The following is a 19548-nucleotide window of genomic DNA, read 5'->3' as shown; positions in this document are numbered from 1 at the left end:
GCAGTAGTTTTTTAGTTTAAAATAGTTTGTAACTTTAGCAGACATACTATTAAGTGCTGCCCATGAAAGAGATAAAGTTAGAAGTGGTTTTTCAAGTTTTTGAAAACGTATCAGAATTACCAAGGGATGTTATTCAATTAATAGAAAACGCTAAAGAAGCTAGGGTAAAAGCCTATGCGCCATATTCAAATTTTGCTGTAGGTGCAGCAATTCTGTTAGAAAATGGAGAGATCGTTACAGGGTGTAATCAAGAAAACGCATCATATCCATCAGGACTTTGTGCGGAAAGAACAGCATTGTATTATGCGGGGGCAAAATATCCAAAAACTAAGATGCTAAAAATGGTAATTGTTGCAGGAAGTTTAAAAGAAGAAACGTTACAACCGATACCTCCTTGCGGAGCATGTAGGCAAGCTATTGCTGAATATGAAGTGCAACAAAAATCGCCCATAGAAATATTCTTTATGGGTACATCAGGAAAGATCATAAAGTCTAATGCTTTAGAGAATTTATTACCATTTATTTTTGATAAATCTCAATTATAATCCACCTAAATTTTAAAAATTTTAGGTCTAATAATGTATCATGGCATAATTGACGAAAAAACAGTATGAAATATAAATTTTTCGCATTTTTTATGCTTTCAATCCTAAAGGGTTTTCCCAAAACCATTCAATGTATTACTTTTGTATTTCGCATAAGTAAAACCTTAATTAAAGTAGATGCAAAAAATAACGAAAGAGGTATACCTGAAATGGTATGAAGACATGTTATTTTGGAGAAAGTTTGAAGATAAACTTGCTGCAGTATATATTCAACAAAAAGTAAGAGGATTTCTTCACTTGTACAATGGTCAAGAAGCAGTTTTAGCAGGTGCTTTACATGCTATGGATCTTACAAAGGATAAAATGATTACGGCTTATCGTAACCATGTACAACCCATAGGTATGGGAGAGGATCCAAAACGTGTTATGGCAGAGTTATACGGAAAGGTAACCGGTACATCAAAAGGTATGGGAGGATCAATGCACATTTTCTCTAAAGAACATCGTTTTTATGGTGGACATGGTATTGTTGGTGGTCAAATACCATTAGGAGCAGGTATTGCATTTGGAGACAAATATCATGGGAGCGATGCTGTAACCCTGTGTTGTTTTGGAGATGGTGCTGCAAGACAAGGTTCCTTACATGAAACATTTAACCTAGCAATGCTTTGGAATTTACCAGTAGTATTTGTTTGTGAAAATAACGGATACGCCATGGGGACATCAGTAGAACGTACAGCAAATCATGATGATATTTGGAAATTGGGTCTAGGTTACGAGATGCCTTGTGGACCTGTAGACGGCATGAATCCTGTGAAAGTTGCAGAAGCTTTTGATGAAGCCATACAACGAGCAAGAAAAGGTGGAGGCCCAACATTCTTAGAATTAAAAACTTACAGATATAGAGGGCATTCTATGTCTGATGCACAGCACTATAGAACAAAAGCTGAAGTAGAAGAGTATAAGAAAATAGATCCTATAACTCAGGTTAAGGATGTTATTTTAGAAAAGAAATATGCATCTGAAGACGATATTAAAGTTATAGACAAACGTGTAAAAGAACGCGTTGCAGAATGTGAAAAGTTTGCAGAGGAATCTCCATTCCCAGAAGTACAACAACTTTATGATATGGTTTACGAGCAAGAAGATTATCCATTTATACCACACAAATTATAAGATATGGCAATAGTTGTAAACATGCCTCGATTGAGCGACACCATGGAAGAAGGAACTGTCGCAACTTGGTTAAAGAAAGTAGGGGACAAGATTGAAGAAGGCGATATTTTAGCTGAGATTGAAACAGATAAAGCTACTATGGAATTTGAGTCCTTTAATGAAGGAACGCTACTTCATATAGGTGTACAAGAAGGGGAAACTACAAAGGTAGATGAGCTGTTGGCTATAATTGGAGATGAAGGAGAGGATATTTCAGCATTACTCAACGGAGGAGGAAGTGCCTCAAATGAAGTTGTAGAAGAAAAAACAGAAGCACCGGCCGCATCAAATGAAGCAGAAACACCTAAAGATTCTGGGGATACTAAAACAGAATTGCCAGAAGGTGTCATTGTAGTTACCATGCCACGTTTGAGTGATACCATGGAAGAAGGTACAGTGGCCACTTGGTTAAAACAAGTTGGTGATACTGTAGAAGAAGGTGATATTTTAGCTGAAATAGAAACAGATAAAGCCACGATGGAATTTGAATCATTCCAATCAGGTACTTTATTAGAAATAGGATTAAAAGAGGGAGAGTCTGCAAAAGTAGACGAGCTTTTGGCTATAATCGGTCCAGCTGGAACTGATGTCTCTGGTGTTGCAGCTAATTTTTCAGCATCATCGCCAACCTCATCTAAAGAAGAGGCTCCTAAAGTTGAAGCAAAATCAGAGGTATCAAAACCTGCACCAGCTAAAGCAGAAACAAAGTCTAAAGCACCTACGCCTACTCCTGTAACAGAAAATGGAAGAGTATATGTCTCGCCATTAGCTAAAAAATTAGCTGAAGAAAAAGGCATTAACTTAACCAAAGTTCAGGGTTCTGGAGAAAATGGACGTATCATAAAGCGAGATATAGAAAACTACGAACCAGCAGCTGGAGCAGCAGCGGTAGGTAAGTTTGTGCCATCAGGAACAGAAGATTTTGATGAAGTACCAAATTCTCAAATGCGTAAAGCGATTGCAAAATCATTAACCAAGTCTAAATTCTCAGCACCACATTATTATTTGGCAGTAGAATTTGATATGGATAATGCGATCGCTTTCCGTAAACAATTCAATTCTATACCAGATACTAAAATTTCATTCAATGATATAGTTGTAAAAGCCTGTGCCATGGCACTTAAGCAGCATCCACAAGTTAATTCGCAATGGTTTGATGATAGAATGCGTTTAAATAATCATGTTCATATAGGTGTGGCCGTTGCAGTACCAGACGGATTGGTAGTACCAGTAGTCCGTTTTGCAAACGAGCAAAGCTTACCACAAATTGGAGCTGAGGTTAAAGAGTTAGCTGGAAAAGCTAGAAATAAGAAATTAACACCAGATGAAATGTCTGGAAGTACATTCACAGTATCTAACTTAGGAATGTTTGGGATTGATTATTTTACATCTATCATTAATCAACCAAATTCAGCAATATTATCTGTTGGATCCATAGTTCAAAAACCTGTTGTAAAAGAAGGAGAAATTGTAGTAGGAAATACAATGAAGTTAACTTTAGCTTGCGACCATAGAACGGTTGATGGTGCCACAGGAGCACAATTTCTTCAAACATTAAAAGGCTATATTGAAAATCCTGTGACGATGTTGGTTTAAAAGATAGTAATGTTCTGAATTTATTTCAGGATATCATAAATAATGATTTTAAGTAAGACCTGTCTCTATATATATAGAGACAGGTTTTTTTTATCTTTAAATTTTTAAAGACGTAACCATGAAAAAAATATTTAGTTTATTTCTGTTAATTCTAATTTTAAGTTGTGGCGGACAAAAAAAGATAATTGAAACGAATCCTAATTCTATAGATAGTACGCCCTTTAATACTTCAAGAAAAGAAGCTAATACTAGCGAGACTATGTCTCCTAATCTATCAGATAAAATAATTCTTAAGGATGTTCAGTCTGGTCTAGAATTTTTAGCTTCAGATGAATTAGAAGGAAGAAATACAGGAACCATAGGCATAGAAAAAGCTGCAGTATATATCGAGAATTTTTTCAGGGAGAATAATGTAAAACCTTATTTTGAAATTTATCGAGATAGTTTTAATTTAAAAAATATGGTAGGTTACAATATAGTAGGTTATGTAGAAGGTAGTGATCCAGATTTAAAAAATGAATTTGTGATTCTTGGAGCGCACTATGATCATATAGGCACGGCAAAAGAAGTAGAAGGTGATAGCATTGCAAATGGCGCAAATGATGATGCTTCAGGTACAGTAGCCGTTATGGAATGGGCAAAACATTTTGCTAAAACAAAACGTAATAGAAGAAGTTTGTTATTCACACTATATGCCGCTGAGGAAATGGGGTTAAAAGGATCTGAACATTTGGCAAAACGATTAAAAGATAAAGGCATAGGTTTATACACTATGATTAATTTTGAAATGATAGGAGTGCCAAGGGCTGAAACAGAAGTTATGGCATATATTACTGGTTTTGAAAAATCTAATATCGCTAAAAAAATAAATGATTATGCAGGTTCAGAAATTATTGGTTTTTTTCCAAAAGCTAAGGAATTTCAATTGTTTAAACGGTCAGATAATTATCCGTTTTATAAACAGTTTAAAATACCAGCGCATGCAATTTCTACTTTCGATTTTACCAACTTTAAGTATTATCATCATGTCGATGACGAAGCGGATAAATTAGACTTTGATCACATGACGAGTTTTATCAATAAAATGATTCCAGTAATAAGTGGTATGGTAAATTCTACTTCAAAAGAAATACAACTGAAAAATGAGTAAAAATATTATAATTACAGGCACCAGTAGGGGTATTGGTTTTGAATTGGTTAAAGTATTTGCAAAAGCAGGACATAGCGTACTTGCACTTTCTAGAAATGAGAAACCTGTACAAGGTTTAAAGCTAAAAAATGTAGAGTGTTTTTCTTTTGATTTAAGTGATACTAAGGCTTATAAAAAAGTTGAAGATTTCATTAAAAAAGAATGGAAACAGGTAGATGTTTTAATCAATAATGCAGGAGCACTTTTGAATAAACCATTTTTAGAAACTTCAATGTCTGATTTTGAACAAGTATATAAAACCAATGTTTTTGGTGTTTCAGAACTTACGCGAGTTACAGTTCCGTTTATGAGCAAAGGAAGTCATGTAGTAACTATTAGTTCTATGGGTGGTGTACAAGGCAGTATGAAGTTTCCTGGCTTAGCAGCATATAGCTCAAGTAAAGGTGCAGTTATTACTTTAACAGAGTTATTGGCTGAAGAGTATAAAGATCAAGGCATTGCATTTAATGTATTGGCTTTAGGTGCTGTACAAACCGAAATGTTAGAAGAAGCGTTTCCAGGCTATCAGGCACCAACTACAGCTTTAGAAATGGCAAATTATATTTTTGATTTTTCACTCAGTGGTCATACCTATTACAATGGTAAATTGTTGCAGGTTTCTAATTCTACACCTTAATCAATGAGTAAGTACAAATGCATAATTTTTGATTGCGATGGGGTTTTAGTAGATAGTGAATTTATAGCTATTAGCGTGCTTATAGATATGGCTAATGCTTTGGGAGCAAATATGGATGTTAAAGAATACTTGATAAGTTTTAAGGGAAAATCATTGAAGTCTTGTATGGACTCAATTTCTAAACACCTTGGAAAACCTCTATCCAGCAATTTTGAATCAGACTATCGTAAAAGAACTTTTGAAGCGTTTCGTAAAGATATGAAGCCTATAAAAGGCGTAAAGCATTTGGTTGAAAATTTAAAAATTCCATTCTGTGTAGCATCAAGCGGGCCAGAAAATAAAATAAGACTAAACTTAGAGGTTACAGGTTTGTTACCTTATTTTGAAGGTAATATTTTTAGCTGTTACACCATCCAAAAATGGAAGCCAGAACCTGATGTGTTTTTATGGGCAGCTAAAACCATGGGGTTTTATCCAAAAGACTGTTTGGTTATTGAGGATAGTGTTTCTGGAGTAAAAGCTGCAAAAGCAGGAGGTTTTGATGTGTTTGGCTATACCGAACACGATTATAAAAATGAACTACAAGGTTTAGCTACTAAAACCTTTGATAATATGAATTCGCTTATGAATATGATTTGATTTTTGGAGTGTGTATAATTTTGTTTGCAAATCGTTTTACCATAATAGTTTGGTTCTATTCTCTGAGTTCCAAAATGTTCCGCTTTCAAATTCGTTTGTTAAGAAGTCAAAAATATTATCTGCTGATTGTTCAGGTGTTAATCTACCGTTTATGAGGTTGCTTTCAATTATTGTTGTTTTTACCCAGCCTGGATGAATAGAAGCTACTTTAATTTTATCCTTTAGTCTGTTTTTTAGAATTTTTGTGTACATATTTAAAGCACTTTTAGACATTCGATATGCAACAGAATCAGTCAATTCGCAAACATCTAATGACCCCATTTTAGAAGAAATATTTAAAATAATCCCGTTTTTGCTTATTAATTCAATTAATGGTTCAGTGAAAAATACAGTTCCGGTTACATTAACATCAAAAGTTAGATTGAAAGATTTTTTTTCAGGAATATAAGTGTCTAAATCTGGTCCAATTCCAGCGTTATTAACTAAAATATCAATATGTTTGAATTTGCTAAAAACTTCTTTGTGAGCATTCTCGATACTTGTTGTATTCGAAAGGTCTAGTTTTAACGAATAGAAATTCGTATGTTCAAAGTTTTTAATTTCATTATTTCTACTTGTTCCAATAACGAAGTAGTTTTCATTGAGCATTTTTTCAGATAAAGCTTTCCCAATTCCTTTACTAGCTCCTGTTATTAATGCGACTTTATTCATTTAGTTTAAGCATTATTGGAATATTTGACAACTTACAAATATGACGTCGTTTCTAATGATAATTATTATTATCCAACAAACGAATCTAGTTATTTTTTCTTACGAAATCAAGTACTGTTTTGATAAAAATCTAGTATTTTCGTAGTGATGCAATCGCAATTAAAAACCCATATCCCCGAACATGCTATTCCAAGAATTACCTTGCTGCTAGAGCACGATAATCTTGTAGTAAAAATTAAAAAGGAGCGGAAAACAAAACACGGTGATTACAAACCTTTACCAAATGGCAAGCATCAAATTACGATAAATGCTAACTTAAATCAGTATCGATTTTTAATAACGCTCATTCATGAGATTGCCCATTTTCAGGCATTTCAAAACTATGGGCGTTACATAAAACCGCATGGTATAGAATGGAAACGTACCTTTCAACATTTAATGCTGCCATTTTTAAATCCAGATATTTTTCCAAACGAAATATTACCGTTGTTGGCACATCACTTTAAAAACCCTAAGGCAAGTAGTGATAGCGATGTTAAATTATCATTAGCATTGAAAAAGTTTGATGTGCCAAATGATAAAACCTATATTTTTGAAATACCGATAGGTAGTACTTTTAAATTATACAACGGGAGACTATTTAAAATGGGAAAAAAGCGCACAAAACGTTTTGAGTGTACCGAGATAAAAACTGGACGATTGTATCTTTTTAATCCAAATGCAGAAGTAGAACTGATAAATTAAAAAAATGAATAAGAATTATTATGCCATATTAATGGCCGGAGGTGTAGGTTCGAGGTTTTGGCCTGTAAGTACGCAAGATTTTCCAAAGCAATTTCATGATATGCTGGGAACAGGAGATACGTTAATACAAAAAACCTTTAAACGTTTAACACACTTAATTCCTAAAGAAAATATTCTAATCTTAACTAACGAGCGTTATAACGATTTAGTTTTAGAGCAACTGCCAGAGGTAACTCAAAAGCAGGTGGTTTTAGAACCCGCAATGCGCAATACAGCGCCTTGTATTTTATATGCCTCGCTAAAAATTCAAAAAGAGAATCCAGATGCTGTGATGATCGTAGCACCCAGTGATCATTGGATTGAGGATGAAGCCACATTTTCTAAAAATGTACAGTCTGCCTTTGAATTTTGCGAAGAAAATGATGCGTTAATGACTTTAGGTATACAACCAACATTTCCAAATACTGGTTATGGTTATATTGAGTTTGATAAATCTTCTACAGATATTGTAAAACCTGTAAACCAGTTTAGGGAGAAGCCAGATTATGATACAGCTAAGGAATTTATTGCCCAAGGTAATTTTCTATGGAATGCAGGTATTTTCATGTGGAGTGTAAAAAGTGCAGTAAGTGCCTTTAAAAGTAATCAACCAGATTTATATGCACTTTTTGAAAATGGTATTGAAGTTTATAATACAGCAGCAGAAAGTGGCTTTATAAAAGACAATTATCCAAAAGCAGAAAATATTTCGGTGGATTATGCAATTATGGAAAAATCGAATAATGTGTATGTAATTGCTGCAGAATTCGATTGGAACGATTTAGGCACTTGGGGTAGTTTATATGATAAACTAGATAAAAACGAATCGGGGAATGCCGTGGTAAATGCACGAACGCTTATCGAGGATGCTTCAGGAAATATGATTCGTACAAAAAATAATAAAATAGTTGTAGTAGATAGTTTAAACGATTTTATTATTGTAGATAAAGAAGAAGTTCTACTTATTTACCCTAAAGTAAAAGAGCAGGATATCAAGATAACACTTCAAAAAGTAAAAGATAAATTCGGAGAAAATTACGGTTAAGACTTCAATACATTGTATCCTAAATTATGCTATATTCGTAAGTATGATGCAATTTAGTAACAATGGAAGAAAGTAAATTTAATTTTTCAGAAGAGGACAAAGAAATCCAAAAGGAGCAAAATGTAGAGCAATCTAAGCAAGAGGTAAAAAAAGATGCCCAAGGTTTGTTTGCCAGTATTTCTAAATTCTTAAGTGAACTTTTAGACTTTAGGGATGATACGGATAGGGCTGCAACTATAGAAGCCATAAAAAACGATATCCCGTTTAAAGGCGCCACGGCATGGATTTTAGTATGTTCTATATTTGTGGCTTCCATTGGTTTAAACGCCGACTCTACAGCTGTAGTTATTGGCGCTATGTTAATATCTCCACTAATGGGACCTATCTTAGGAGTTGGACTTTCCATAGCCATAAACGATATAGATACCCTAAAAAAATCTATGATAAACTTAGCTACAATGATAGTTTTAAGTTTATTAGCAGCTTTTTTATTTTTTAAATTTTTTCCTACTGCTGATATAATGACTACCGAGCTTTTTGGTAGAACAAAACCAGATGTTAGGGATGTGCTTATTGCATTTTTTGGTGGAGCGGCTTTAATCATTGCCCGTACCAAAAAAGGCACTATTGCATCTGTAATTTTTGGTGTGGCAATTGCTACAGCATTGATGCCTCCATTATGTACAGCTGGTTATGGTTTGGCGCATAATTGGGACTATTTTATAGGTGCGATGTACCTATTTACCATCAATACAATTTTTATAGCACTTGCTACATTTTTGGTGCTGAAAATTTTACGTTTCCCTATGTTGAGGTATGCCAATTCTAAAAAGCGCAAGCGTATAGCAAGATTGGCTTCTGTAGTAGCTATTTTGGTTATGGCACCAGCAATTTGGACGTTTGTGAAGTTTATTCAGCAAAGTGGTTTAGAGAGTGATTATAATAACTTTTTAAAAACCGAAGTAGAGTCTAATAATGAATTATGGCTTCAAAAAGGGACACCTGCTTGGGAGGAAAAATCTATCACGCTTTATTTTAACGGAGAAGTCCCAGAAGCTACCATTGCGGATTTAACCAATGAAATAAAGAATTATGATAAAATTAAAGACTTTACCCTAAATATAAAGGGCAATAAAAATAGAAGCTTTGATAAGATATCTGAGGCGTATGATAGAGCCATAAGGGATTTAGATAGTAAAGATAATATCATCGCAGGTTTACAAAAACAAATAACAGAGTTACAGGAAAATATTACCTTACTAAATCAGCAGATTGAAGCTAAAACTAATGGGAATAAACTGTCTTTTACAAATTTGTCTAGAGATGCAAAAGTCAGGTTTAAGGACTTGGAGTATTTTGGTTATTCAAGAAGGTTAGAGTCAAAAGACTTTATAAATATAGATACCGTTTCTGTAGTTAATTTAAGATGGAATAAAAACTTACCTGATAGCACTAAACTTAAAAAAGAAAACGAATTAAGGGTTTGGTTAACAAAAGAATTGAAACAAGATAGTATTTTAATTTTAAGGTAATTTTTTGCCTAAAACCTAAAACCTAAAACCTAATTACTCATTCTCTTCAATATACATTCTACGTACTTTTTTAAAGAGGTTTGATGAGTACACGAAGTCAGTTACAGAAGCATTGTCTGTTTTAAAAATAGTGTCTTTGGAGCCTTCCCATTCTTTTAGACCGTTTTTAAGAAAGACGATTTTCTCACCAATTTCCATTACAGAATTCATGTCATGGGAATTTATTACTGTAGTTATTTGGTATTCATCGGTAATTTCTTGAATTAAATTATCTATAACAATTGCGGTTTTTGGGTCTAAACCAGAGTTGGGCTCATCACAAAATAAATATTTTGGATTATTTACAATGGCTCTAGCAATAGCCACACGTTTTTGCATCCCACCAGAAGCTTCACTAGGCATTTTGTTGTGCGCGTCGGGAAGATTTACACGTTTTAAAACAATATCTGCACGATCTTCCATCTCACTTTTACTCATCTTAGTAAACATTCTTAGAGGGAACATCACATTCTCAGCAATGGTCATAGAATCAAACAATGCGCTACCTTGAAACACCATGCCTATTTCGGCTCTTAAATCGCGTTTTTCACTTTCAGATAGGTTTGTAAATACTTTACCATCATAGGCAATCGTACCAGATTCGTAATGAAACAACCCAAGTAAACATTTTAAAAATACAGTTTTACCAGAACCACTCTGCCCAATAATAAGGTTAGTTTTTCCTTTATCGAAAGTAGTTGTAATGCCTTTTAAAATATGGGCATCTCCAAACGATTTATGTAAATCTTTAACTTCAATCATTAGCCTAAAAGCATTCCGGTTATCACATAATTCAATAATATAATTACAACACTCGTCCAAACAAACGCCGTAGTACTGGCCTTACCAACCTCAAGAGCACCGCCTTTCATATAGTATCCATAAAAGGAGGGTATTGTTGCCAAAATAAAGGCAAAAACAAAGGTTTTTATAAATGCATAAATAACATGAAAGGTATCAAAATCTGTTTGAATACCTAAAATATAATCCGCAAGAGAAGAGTATCCTCCAAAAACACAAGCCGCCATACCACCTAAAATTCCTAAAAACATACCAACAGCGATAGCGAAAGGATACAACATTAGTGCTACTGTTTTAGGGAATACCAGATAATTTAAGGAGTTGATACCCATAACCTCTAAAGCATCAATTTGTTCTGTAACGCGCATGGTGCCAATACTAGATGTGATAAACGAACCAACTTTACCAGCCATAATTATAGAGGTAAATGTAGGGGCAAACTCCAGAATTACAGACTGTCTTGTGGCAAAACCTACCAGGTATTTTGGTATTAAAGGATTATCTATGTTTAATGCAGTTTGAATCGTAATCACACCACCAACAAAAAACGAAATAAATGCTATGATACCCAATGAGCCAATAATAAGGTCGTCAATATCCTTTAAAATTAATTGACGCATTACAGGCCATTTTGTTGGCTTGCGAAACATCTCAGCAATCATTAAAAAATAAGCTCCAATATTATGTAGGTATGTCATATGTACAGTTGTAGATGCTAAATTAAAAAAAACTTAGGGGTATTTAACCTTAATTTTAAATAATGATATGTTAATATGCGTATTTTTGGGTTCACTAAATTTTGTAATAAAATGAAGTACATAGCTACCATTGTATTAGCCGTTTTTTTTATTATGCCAGTTTCTTCTCAAGAGGACCGGCCTAAGTTGGTTGTAGGTATTGTAGTAGATCAAATGCGCTATGATTATCTTACACGTTTTTATAGTAAATATGGAGATGGTGGGTTTAAGCGTATGATGAGGGAAGGATTTAACTGCAAGAACAACCATTTTAATTATGTGCCTACTTATACTGGACCTGGGCATGCATCAATTTTTACAGGAACTACACCTAAATATCATGGCGTAATAGGTAACCATTGGTACGATAAGGAAGCAAAAGGAATGGTGTATTGTGCAGGTGACAATACCGTATTACCTATCGGAACAAATTCAGATATGGAGCGTATGTCTCCACATAGAATGCAAACTACAACTTTTGCCGACGAGAACAGGTTATTTACTCAAATGAGAGGTAAGAGTATTGGGATATCCATAAAAGATAGGGGTGCGGTTTTGCCAGCAGGTCATTCAGCAAATGCAGCATATTGGTTTAGGGGTAAAGATGAAGGTAATTTTGTGTCTAGTTCATATTATTTTAAGCAATTTCCAAAATGGGTAGACGATTTTAATGCATCAAAAATTGCACAATCCTACTTAAAGGAATGGCATACACTTTATGATATTTCAACCTACGTAGAGAGTGGCCCAGATAGTAATGAATTTGAAGGTGGTTTTAATGGAAAAGAAACAGCAACCTTTCCTTATAATTTGAAGAAATTGGCTAAGAAAAATGAGGGCTTCGATATACTAAAAGCTACACCTTTTGGGAATAGTATTGTAGCAGATTTTGCGATTAAAGCTATTCAAGCAGAAGCACTTGGGAAAGATGATATTACTGATGTTTTAACAGTAAGCTTTTCCAGTACAGATTATGTAGGACATAATTTTGGGGTAAACTCAAAGGAAATTGAAGATACTTACATTCGACTAGATAAAGATTTAGAACGTTTTTTTAAGGTTTTAGATGGAGAAGTTGGCAAAGGCGAATACACGGTGTTTCTCACTGCCGATCATGGAGCCATTGATGTGCCGGCATATTTACAATCTAATAAAATTCCAGCAGGATATCTAGATAATAATGCTCGTAAGGCCCTATTTCAAAAGTTTTTAATTGACACTTATGGTACCGCCGATATTGTGGAAAATATAAGTAACAATCAAATTTTCTTAAATAGAGATATGATTAAAGCTCTAGATCTGGATTTGGAAGATATACAGGACGCTATAGTAAATGAGCAAATTAGATATCCCCATATTACCAAAGCATATACTGCCACCACTATGGGTACTGTTAATTTCACTGATGGTATAGAGGCATTGTTGCAAAAGGGGTATCATCAAAAACGATCTGGAGATGTTATTCTGGTTAATGATCCTGCTTATATCAATTACTCCAAAACAGGCTCTACACATGGTAGTGGTCTAAATTATGATACGCATGTACCATTGTTGTTTTTTGGAAAAGGTATAAAAAAGGGACAAACATACAAGAAAACCGAGATAACCGATATAGCACCAACAATATCTGCTCTATTGGGCATAAGTTTTCCAAATTTTGCGATTGGTCAGCCATTGGAATTCGTTTTAGAAAATGAATAAGCGTAGCTGGATTTATTTTTTAGCAATCGTTATTCTACTCTGTGTTTACGGATATGAATATATCTTAGATGAGGAAGAAAAAGTAGAAATCGTTTCAGAAGGGGAAATACCTAAAGAAAATACTAACGAGTTTTTTTTACCATCCAGTACGACAGGCCAAGTTGTACATCATAACGGATACTCTTTATCTTACAGTGAAGCGCATGAACAAGCGGAGTGGGTGGCTTACGAATTAAAAGCATCCCATCTTTCCAGTACAAATCATAAACGCCCTTATTTTGAAATTGATAAAGCGGTAAAGACAGGGGCTGCGAGTTGGCGTAATTATAAGAATTCTGGATATGATCGCGGACATTTATGCCCCGCAGGTGATAGGCGCTATGCCAAAGCAGCACATGATGAAACGTTTTTAACGAGTAATATCAGTCCGCAAGAACATAAATTTAATTCTGGCATTTGGAATAGGTTAGAGCAAAAAGTTAGGTATTGGGCAAAAAAGTACGATGGTGTTTTTGTAGTAACTGGGGGTGTTTTAAAGGGTAATATGAAAACTATTGGTAAAGAGCATGTGACCGTACCCAACCAGTTTTACAAGATTTTAATTGATAACAATACAGGAAAAACCAAGATTATTGCGTTTTTAATGCCACATAAAGCTTCTGATAAACCCTTGTATGAATTTGTGGTCTCAGTTGATGCTATTGAAACGCTAACAGGAATTGATTTTTTTCCTGAATTAGAGGATGCTCTAGAGCATAGGTTGGAAGCATTAAATAGTTATAAAGGTTGGAGCTTTTAATATAAAAATATTTAAGCTTTCAGTTTGCCAAGAATACCTTTCCATCTCAAATTCCTAATAAATTTACCCTCGTCTTCTGCTACTAAATATTCTAGATTATTTTTTTTGGCCTCAAAGTAGCCTCCCATATAGTCTTTGAATAAACTTATCCTTCCTTTTTTAACACTAAGTTTTAAGGCTGAAATTAATGAGATTATCAAGCCGTAGCGCATTTTGTACATTGATTCGCCCTGAAGATATTTAGAGGCTTTGTTGTAACTAATACCAGTAGGTTTTAAGTGTTTTACATGTAATGTGTCGTCCGTTTTAATACTCCAACCGTAATATTGGGCTAGCAGTTCATCAACAGTATCCCATCCCATAGAAGGTTTTAATTTCCCAATTTGTAAAAAACATGCTTTTCTATAGGCTTTTAGCGCACCACGAATATGATCTTTACGGGTAAGGTTTTCTAATACCCACTCTCCATTTTTTTCGATGTAACAAAACCCAGCAACCATACCTAGTTTTTCTTGTGATTTAAAGTGAAAAGCGAGTTGCTCCAGATAATTTTCAGGAAAAATAAGATCTGCATCAAACTTACAGATGATATCATAATTGTCATCTAAGGTTTCATAACCTTTGTAAAAGGCATTAATTATTTTAGAACCAGGTAAATGTCTGTCTGATGATGTGATGTTAACCAAAGAAATGTAATCATGCTTTTGTGCATAGCCATCAACTACAGATTCTGTTTTGTCGGTAGAATTATCGTTGACAACAACAATGTGCTTTGGTTTTAATGTTTGTTGTGAAAGCGAATACAATGTAAGACCTACAGTGTCTGATTCGTTATGGGCTGGTATGACGATGTAGAAATTCATTGTATAAATTTCAATATTTTAAATTCTAAATCCCAATTTTTAAAACACTATTTGGGTTAGGAATTTTAAACCCTTTCAGCATATATGATGTAATACCTTGGAGTAAAACATCTTAACAGAGGGCGAATGCCTATTTTTTTTGTGGGATTAGTCCATTTTGCACTATTAATAATTTTCCAGCCTGTTTTTTCCAGAAGCCAATCAAATTGCCAATCTTCGAATTCATGGTAATGTCTGTCCCACATATCCGTTTTACTCCTGTACGCAGGTGAGAACCATAGTTTAAGTGGCACGCTTGCTACAAGTTTGTTAGCTTTGATAGATTTTAGAACAGTGAATGGAGATAGTAAATGTTCAAAAATTTCAAAGGCAGTAACAACATCTGCATGAGAAGAAGAAATATTAGAAGTGTCTATATCTAAATCTTCGCCTTGAGTATTTTCTACTAAGTATCCATGTTCTTGCATTATTGCTGTAAACGGATTTACTATTCCCAAATCTAAAATAGATTCTGATGAAGAAACGTTTTTTTTAAGAAATTCTATTGTGTGTTTAAAACGTTTGTTAGGATAGGTGTGCTCGTACATTCTTAGTATTGATAAACAACAGCATTAATATGCATACCAGCACCAACACTAGCAAAAATTACAGCGTCTCCTTTGTGTAATTCGTGAGGAGGGAGCTGATTGTTTTTTACAAGATCAAACAAGGTAGGTACGGTAGCTACAGAGCTATTTCCTAATTTTTGGATACTCATGGGCATTACATGCTCCGGAATATCAGTTTTATAGAGTCTATAGAATCGTTTTAAAATGGCTTCATCCATTTTTTCATTGGCTTGATGTATAAAAATTTTCTTTACATCTTTGATATCTACACTACTTTTGTCCAAACAATCTTTCATGGCTTTTGGAACGTTTACCAGTGCAAATTCGTAAATTTTACGACCATCCATTTTAATGTAACGTGTGTCTTTATCAAGTTCAGGATTGTTGGAATTTCCAAAAAATAAAAAGTAAGCTTCGTCATAGGTGAAACTGGCTGATTCATGGCCAAGAATACCACCTTCTTCTTCTGTAGCTTCAACTATTGTAGCTCCAGCGCCGTCTGAGAAAATCATGGCATCCCTATCGTGTTTATCAACTACTCTGGACAGGGTTTCGGTACCTATTACCAAACAGCGTTTAGCCATACCGGCTTTTATAAAAGCTTGAGCTTGAATAATGCCTTCAATCCAGCCAGGGCAGCCAAATAGTAAATCGTAAGCGATACATTTTGGGTTTTTAATACGCAAACTGTGTTTAATTCTAGCCGCTAAAGAGGGTAGAAAGTCGCCTTGGATTGTACCGTGTTTTACATCTCCAAAATTATGACCAACAATAATGTAATCTATGGTTTCAGGATCGATATTGGCATCTTCTATGGCTTTTTCGGCAGCAAAAAAACCTAAATCTGAGGCGTTTAAATGATTCTTAGCATAACGACGTTCAGAAATACCTGTTATGGACTTGAATTTTTCGACAATAATCTCATTTGGAGAAGCAATTACTGAGCCATCAGTATTTAAAAATTCATGATTATGAAAGTTTTCGTTCTTCTCTACAGTTGATGGAATATAGCTTCCAGTACCAGTAATTTTAATATTCATAAATAGAAAAATTGCTTATAGTTTTCACGATTAAAAGCAATATAATTTGTTTTATCTAAGGGGTAATAATTTTTCAAGATAAATTACGATGTTCAAAAGCTATTTTAGGCTTCAATATAATCTTCAATAGGCGCACAAGTACAAATTAAATTCCTGTCTCCATAGGCATCATCAACACGTCTTACGGATGGCCAAAATTTATTTGATTTTATGTAATCTAACGGGAATGCTGCTTTCTCTCTAGAGTATGGTAAATACCATTCGTCTGAGGTAACCATTTCTAATGTATGGGGTGCATTTTTTAATACATTATTAGGTTCATCACTGGAGACAGCATCTATTTCTTCTTTAATAGAAATCATGGCCTCACAAAAACGGTCTATTTCTTCTTTGCTTTCACTCTCGGTAGGTTCTATCATCATGGTGCCGGTAACAGGGAATGATACTGTTGGCGCATGAAATCCATAATCCATTAAACGTTTTGCGATATCTGTAACTTCTATACCTTGTGCTTTAAATGGTCGGCAATCAATAATCATTTCGTGAGCGGCTCTTCCCTTTTCTCCTGAATATAAAGTGTCATAATAACCGTCTAATCTATGTTTAATATAGTTGGCATTTAAAATGGCAACTTTTGTAGACTCAGTTAAACCTTCAGCTCCCAGCATTTTAATATAGCCATAGGAAATAAGGCAAGCCAAAGCAGAGCCATAAGGCGCTGCAGAAATAGCAGTAATAGCATCTTTACCTCCTGTTTTAATGATTGGGTTTCCAGGCAAAAATGGTACCAGTTGCTTTGCTACGCATATTGGACCAACACCTGGACCACCACCACCGTGTGGAATAGCAAAGGTTTTGTGGAGGTTGAGGTGACAGACATCTGCACCAATATTTCCAGGATTAGTTAATCCTACTTGGGCATTCATGTTGGCACCATCCATATATACTTGTCCGCCATGGTCGTGTATAATTTTAGTAATCTCCTTTATGGCAGATTCGTAAACACCGTGCGTAGAGGGATAGGTTACCATTAATGCAGCTAGGTTATCCTTGTGTAATTCTGCTTTTTTACGCAAATCGTCAACATCAATATTACCTTCCTCTGTAGATTTGGTTACAACTACCTTCATTCCTGCCATAACAGCACTTGCAGGGTTTGTTCCATGAGCAGAAGATGGAATCAGGCATATGTTTCTATGGTGGTCATTACGGGATTCATGATACGCTTTTATTACCATAAGTCCGGCAAACTCACCTTGCGCTCCAGAGTTAGGTTGTAAAGAAGTGGCGGCAAAACCAGTAATTTCTGTAAGTTGGTCTTCTAGTTCTTTTAATACTTCTAAATACCCTTTCGCTTGTTTTTTTGGTACAAAAGGATGGATGTTAGCCCATTTAAAAATACTCAATGGTAACATTTCAGAGGCTGCATTAAGTTTCATGGTACATGAGCCTAATGATATCATAGAATGGTTTAGTGCCAAATCTTTACGCTCTAAAGATTTGATGTAACGCATTAACTCTGTTTCAGAATGGTATTTATTAAATACATCTAAGGTCAAAAAATCTGATGTTCTAACTACTGATGTTTCAATGTTGTTGGCTGTAGATACTTCTGAAATTTCAATAGTTTCTTTTCCTGCTGCTTCTGCAAAAATTGAAATCAAATAATTAATATCTCTTATTGAAGTAGTTTCATTGATTGATATAGTAACAGTGCTTTTATCTGGATACCAAAGATTTACTTTTTTATCTGAAGCTACTTGTTTTATTGTTTTAGCTTTCGTTTTTATTTGCAGTGTGTCAAAAAATGATGAATTCACTTGCTCATAGCCCAATGCTTCTAATACTTCAGCAAGTTTAGACGCTTTATTATGCACTTTGTTGGCTATAAATTTAAGGCCTTTTGGTCCATGGTACACAGCATACATACTAGCCATAACAGCTAGCAGCACTTGTGCTGTGCAAATGTTGGATGTGGCTTTGTCTCGTTTAATATGCTGTTCGCGAGTTTGAAGCGCCATGCGTAATGCCCGATTACCATTGGTGTCTTTTGTTACACCAATAATACGGCCGGGAATATCTCTTTTATAAGCTTCTTTAGTAGCAAAGTAGGCCGCATGAGGTCCACCATAGCCCATGGGTATACCAAAGCGTTGTGTAGTGCCAACAACTACATCGGCTCCAAATTTACCTGGAGCTTCAAGTTTTATAAGACTTAAAATGTCAGCAGCAACGGCTACTTTAATTTCCGCTGCATTTGCTTTTTCTATAAACGATTTTATGTCGGTTATCTGACCGTCTTTCCCAGGGTATTGCAAAATAGCTCCAAAAAAGTCAGAAGAAAAATCAAAATCTTCCTCTTTGCCTATTACCAATTTAATACCTATTGGTGTGGCACGGGTTTGTAATAAAGATAGTGTTTGGGGTAAGATGTTTTCAGACACAAAAAATTTAGTGATACCAGCTTTTTTTTGCGCTCTACTTCTAACCGCAAATAATAAACTCATAGCTTCGGCTGCTGCGGTACTTTCATCTAGAAGGGATGCATTCGCTATTTCCATACCTGTTAAGTCAGTTACCATAGTTTGGAAATTTAAGAGCGCTTCTAGTCTTCCTTGTGCAATTTCAGCTTGATAAGGCGTGTAGGCGGTGTACCAACCTGGGTTCTCAAGAATATTCCTCTGTATTACTGCAGGCATAACGGTTGGGTGGTAACCTAAACCTATATAAGTTTTTCTAGCTTTATTTTTTTTAGAGAGTTCATGAATATGAAGTAGGTACTCATACTCTGTCATGGGGGCGTCTAAATTCAAAGGGGTTTTTAGACGAATATCTTGGGGAATAGTTTCAGAAATTAATTGGTCTATAGAGTCTAAACCTAAAGCATCTAACATTAATTTTTGATCTTCTTCACGAGGTCCAATATGGCGAAGCGCGAAAGCATTTGTGTTCATTTCTAGCTATGATTTATTACTTAATTTGCAAAAATACTGAATATTCGAAAGCTTGTATTGAAAGAAAACGAAAGTTTTTAACCATTCACTACATTTATTAACACTTTGTTTATT

Annotated in this window: 18 protein-coding genes; 11 read left to right on the top strand and 7 right to left on the bottom strand. The window is 34.8% G+C overall.

All coding sequences use genetic code 11. The features are described 5' to 3' along the window. The first annotated feature begins 62 nt into the window (after positions 1-62). The 6 genes from cdd (at position 63) to JS605_RS12705 (ending at position 5821) form a co-directional block, all read left to right on the top strand. A complete protein-coding gene (gene cdd / locus JS605_RS12730; RefSeq protein ID WP_203258096.1) occupies positions 63-545 on the top strand; it encodes a cytidine deaminase in 483 nt (160 codons plus the stop codon). Positions 546-722: 177 nt separating this feature from the next. After that, positions 723-1721 (top strand): pyruvate dehydrogenase (acetyl-transferring) E1 component subunit alpha, encoded by a 999-nt coding sequence (pdhA, locus tag JS605_RS12725; RefSeq protein ID WP_203258095.1) that lies wholly within the window; start codon positions 723-725, stop codon positions 1719-1721. 3 nt (positions 1722-1724) lie between these two features. After that, positions 1725-3356: a pyruvate dehydrogenase complex dihydrolipoamide acetyltransferase gene (locus JS605_RS12720; RefSeq protein WP_203258094.1), complete on the top strand. Its 1632-nt coding sequence runs from the start codon at positions 1725-1727 to the stop codon at positions 3354-3356. Positions 3357-3474: 118 nt separating this feature from the next. Next, positions 3475-4506 carry a M28 family metallopeptidase gene (locus JS605_RS12715; RefSeq protein ID WP_203258093.1) on the top strand — a complete coding sequence of 344 codons (1032 nt, stop codon included), beginning with the start codon at positions 3475-3477 and terminating at the stop codon, positions 4504-4506. Beyond that, entirely contained in the window at positions 4499-5182 is a 684-nt protein-coding gene (locus JS605_RS12710) for an SDR family NAD(P)-dependent oxidoreductase (protein WP_203258092.1), read from the top strand. The genes JS605_RS12715 and JS605_RS12710 overlap by 8 nt, the downstream gene beginning before the upstream one ends. A 3-nt stretch (positions 5183-5185) precedes the next feature. Beyond that, positions 5186-5821: an HAD family hydrolase gene (locus JS605_RS12705; RefSeq protein ID WP_203258091.1), complete on the top strand. Its 636-nt coding sequence runs from the start codon at positions 5186-5188 to the stop codon at positions 5819-5821. A 36-nt stretch (positions 5822-5857) separates the two neighbouring features. Here JS605_RS12705 and JS605_RS12700 read toward each other — a convergent pair whose 3' ends face one another. Further along, entirely contained in the window at positions 5858-6532 is a 675-nt protein-coding gene (locus JS605_RS12700; protein ID WP_203258090.1) for an SDR family NAD(P)-dependent oxidoreductase, read from the bottom strand. A gap of 147 nt (positions 6533-6679) precedes the next feature. Between JS605_RS12700 and JS605_RS12695 the strand changes: the two genes are divergently transcribed. The 3 genes from JS605_RS12695 to JS605_RS12685 all read left to right on the top strand — a co-directional run bounded on the left by JS605_RS12695 (position 6680) and on the right by JS605_RS12685 (position 9892). Next, entirely contained in the window at positions 6680-7276 is a 597-nt protein-coding gene (locus JS605_RS12695; RefSeq protein ID WP_203258089.1) for a SprT-like domain-containing protein, read from the top strand. A 4-nt stretch (positions 7277-7280) separates the two neighbouring features. After that, complete coding sequence (locus tag JS605_RS12690; protein ID WP_203258088.1) at positions 7281-8360, top strand: mannose-1-phosphate guanylyltransferase; 1080 nt, start codon at positions 7281-7283, stop codon at positions 8358-8360. 62 nt (positions 8361-8422) lie between these two features. Then, positions 8423-9892, top strand: coding sequence for a DUF389 domain-containing protein (locus JS605_RS12685; RefSeq protein WP_203258087.1), 1470 nt, complete (start codon positions 8423-8425; stop codon positions 9890-9892). Positions 9893-9925: 33 nt separating this feature from the next. On the opposite strand, the gene JS605_RS12680 is transcribed toward JS605_RS12685, so the two are convergent. Both JS605_RS12680 and JS605_RS12675 read right to left on the bottom strand, forming a co-directional pair. Beyond that, the gene (locus tag JS605_RS12680; RefSeq protein ID WP_203258086.1) at positions 9926-10693 is read right to left on the bottom strand and encodes an ABC transporter ATP-binding protein; all 768 of its coding nucleotides are present in this window, start codon (positions 10691-10693) and stop codon (positions 9926-9928) included. Further along, positions 10693-11430, bottom strand: a complete 738-nt coding sequence (locus JS605_RS12675) for an MlaE family ABC transporter permease (RefSeq protein ID WP_203258085.1) — start codon at positions 11428-11430, stop codon at positions 10693-10695. The genes JS605_RS12680 and JS605_RS12675 overlap by 1 nt, the downstream gene beginning before the upstream one ends. A 111-nt stretch (positions 11431-11541) precedes the next feature. Here JS605_RS12675 and pafA point away from each other — a divergent pair, with 111 nt between their 5' ends. Next, positions 11542-13170: an alkaline phosphatase PafA gene (pafA, locus tag JS605_RS12670; protein WP_203258084.1), complete on the top strand. Its 1629-nt coding sequence runs from the start codon at positions 11542-11544 to the stop codon at positions 13168-13170. Continuing rightward, positions 13163-13969 (top strand): DNA/RNA non-specific endonuclease, encoded by an 807-nt coding sequence (locus JS605_RS12665; protein WP_203258083.1) that lies wholly within the window; start codon positions 13163-13165, stop codon positions 13967-13969. Before pafA ends, JS605_RS12665 begins: the two co-directional genes overlap by 8 nt. Before the next feature lie 11 nt (positions 13970-13980). Here JS605_RS12665 and JS605_RS12660 read toward each other — a convergent pair whose 3' ends face one another. From JS605_RS12660 to gcvP, 4 genes are all read right to left on the bottom strand, one after another. Further along, positions 13981-14832 carry a glycosyltransferase family 2 protein gene (locus JS605_RS12660; RefSeq protein ID WP_203258082.1) on the bottom strand — a complete coding sequence of 284 codons (852 nt, stop codon included), beginning with the start codon at positions 14830-14832 and terminating at the stop codon, positions 13981-13983. 65 nt (positions 14833-14897) lie between these two features. Then, positions 14898-15419 carry a class I SAM-dependent methyltransferase gene (locus JS605_RS12655; RefSeq protein ID WP_203258081.1) on the bottom strand — a complete coding sequence of 174 codons (522 nt, stop codon included), beginning with the start codon at positions 15417-15419 and terminating at the stop codon, positions 14898-14900. 2 nt (positions 15420-15421) lie between these two features. Continuing rightward, positions 15422-16480, bottom strand: a complete 1059-nt coding sequence (locus JS605_RS12650) for a 3-oxoacyl-ACP synthase III family protein (RefSeq protein ID WP_203258080.1) — start codon at positions 16478-16480, stop codon at positions 15422-15424. 104 nt (positions 16481-16584) lie between these two features. Then, a complete protein-coding gene (gene gcvP / locus JS605_RS12645; RefSeq protein ID WP_203258079.1) occupies positions 16585-19434 on the bottom strand; it encodes an aminomethyl-transferring glycine dehydrogenase in 2850 nt (949 codons plus the stop codon). Positions 19435-19548: the final 114 nt, after the last annotated feature.

The sequence above is a fragment of the Hyunsoonleella ulvae genome, from assembly GCF_016827605.1.
Lineage (GTDB): Bacteria > Bacteroidota > Bacteroidia > Flavobacteriales > Flavobacteriaceae > Jejuia > Jejuia ulvae.
The sequence above is the reverse complement of the archived record's forward strand: the minus strand, read 5'-3'. Positions and strand labels throughout refer to the sequence as shown.